This is a genomic window from uncultured Amaricoccus sp., from assembly GCF_937858865.1.
In the GTDB taxonomy this organism is placed as follows: Bacteria; Pseudomonadota; Alphaproteobacteria; order Rhodobacterales; family Rhodobacteraceae; genus Amaricoccus.
The window spans coordinates 1-1,794 of the sequence record NZ_CALLYO010000205.1 but is presented as its reverse complement, the minus strand read 5'-3'; the positions used below and the strand labels follow the sequence as shown (position 1 = coordinate 1,794).

Genomic DNA, 1,794 nt, shown 5'->3' with positions numbered 1-1,794 from the left:
CCGAGATGGGCGTCCCCTGCCCCAACCTCTTCACCGGCATGCAGGAGATCCACGGGCCGCTGGAATGGATCTCGACCGCCGACATGGCCGCCTCGGTCGCCATGTGCCTGAAGCTCGCCGAGCTCTGGGGCGCCGAGCGCAGGGGCTGAGGCGACCCCCTCGCCTGTTGTTAGCTCTTGACTATCCGTTAGCTGTAAGCTAACATGGCATCGGTGAAACAGGTCACCTACCGGCCCGCTGCCCGCAAGGCGCTCCGCCGCATCCCGGCGAACACGGCGCTTCGCATCATGGAGAAGATCGAGGCCTACGCGGCGGATCCGGCGTCGCAGGCGAACAACGTCACGGCGTTGCAGGGCCGGGCGGGCATACGGCTGCGGGTGGGCGACTGGCGTGTCATCATGATCGACGGGGAGGTCCTGGACGTGCTCGACGTGGCGACCCGCGGCAGCATCTACTGAGGAGGCGAAGGCGATGAACGACATGGTCAGCATTCCGCGGGCCGAGTACGCCCGCCTGCTCGAGGCGGCCGAGATGCTGGCGGACATCGCGGCCTTCGATCGGGCGACGGCCGCCGGCGGCGAGGGAATGCCCGGGGACGTGCTGAAGCGCATCCTCGCCGGGGAGAACCCCACCCGCGTGATCCGGGAGTGGCGCGGCATGACCGCCGCCGAGCTGGCGAGACGCGCGGGGCTTCACCGGGTGCAGGTGCACGACATCGAGAGCGGGAAGCGGGTCGGGTCCGTGCACACGCTGCGGCGGATCGCCGAGGCGCTCGACGTGCCGATGGACGATCTCGTTCCGCCGGCGGACGCTATTCCTCCAGCCGGCTGATCATCACCGTCACGATCGGCTTCTTGCCCACCGCGTCGTTGCAGATCCGGGCCGCGGCGCGCTGGATCAGCTCCTCGAGCGCGTCGTCGTCGTCGATCTCGGCCCGCTTCGCCCGCGCCAGCACCCGGCCGATCTCGGCCTCGAGCGCTCCCTCCAGCCCGTCGCGCATCTTCGGATTGTCCGGGAGGCCGCGCGCCATCACCCAGGCGCCGCCGATCGGCCGGCCGCGCTCGTCGATGATGACGCTGACCGCCAGATGCCCGCGGGTCGCCATGCGGATACGCTCGCGCACCACGCCGTCCATGGCCCCGATCAGCTCGGTGCCGTCGAGATAGACCCGGCCGGTCTCGACCTTCTCGACCAGCTTCGGGGCGTCGCCGGTCAGGTCGACGAGCGTGCCGTTGGGGGCCACCGCCGCCGCGACGCCGCGCTCGCGCGCGAGAGCGGCCAGCGCCGAGAGGTGCCGGTGCTCGCCGTGCATCGGAATGACCGCGCGCGGGCGGACCAGCTCCTGGAGCATGACGAGATCCGGCCGGTTCGGATGTCCCGAGACGTGGTAGTGCCCGCTCGTCTCGTCGATGACCCGCACGCCGCGCTCGCTCAGCTGGTTGAGGATCCGGGCCACCGCCACCTCGTTGCCCGGGATGGTCTTCGACGAGAAGAGGAAGGTGTCCCCGGCCAGGAGCTCGAACCCGAGATAGCGCCCCTGCGCCAGCTGCGCCGTCGCCGCCCGCCGCTCGCCCTGGCTGCCGGTGGCGAGCACAAGGAGGTTGCGCCGCGGCACATTGTCGGCATCGAGCGGGTCGAGGGTCGCGGGGAAGTCGGCGAGCACCTCCGCGGCGTGCGCCGTCCTCAGCATGGTGTTCATCGCGCGCCCCAGCACGACCACCTCGCGCCCCGCCGCCTTGCCGGCCTGCGCCAGCGTGCGGAGCCGCGCCACGTTCGAGGCGAAGGTCGTCGCCA

At 71.1% G+C, this 1,794-nt stretch carries 3 protein-coding genes and 1 pseudogene; 3 read left to right on the top strand and 1 reads right to left on the bottom strand.

The genetic code is table 11. The features are described 5' to 3' along the window. The 3 genes and pseudogenes from Q0112_RS05670 to Q0112_RS05660 form a co-directional block, all read left to right on the top strand. Positions 1-149: pseudogene (locus Q0112_RS05670) on the top strand (peptidase T); the annotation flags it as partial. A gap of 54 nt (positions 150-203) precedes the next feature. After that, on the top strand, positions 204-458 hold the full coding sequence (locus Q0112_RS05665; RefSeq protein WP_297972611.1) for a type II toxin-antitoxin system RelE/ParE family toxin: 255 nt from the start codon (positions 204-206) through the stop codon (positions 456-458). 13 nt (positions 459-471) lie between these two features. After that, positions 472-831 (top strand): helix-turn-helix transcriptional regulator, encoded by a 360-nt coding sequence (locus tag Q0112_RS05660; RefSeq protein ID WP_297972609.1) that lies wholly within the window; start codon positions 472-474, stop codon positions 829-831. Here the strand turns inward: Q0112_RS05660 and Q0112_RS05655 are convergent. Then, on the bottom strand, positions 812-1,794 hold a 983-nt coding region (locus Q0112_RS05655), incomplete at its 5' end, for a ribonuclease J (RefSeq protein ID WP_297972607.1). The two genes, Q0112_RS05660 and Q0112_RS05655, sit on opposite strands and share 20 nt — an antisense overlap.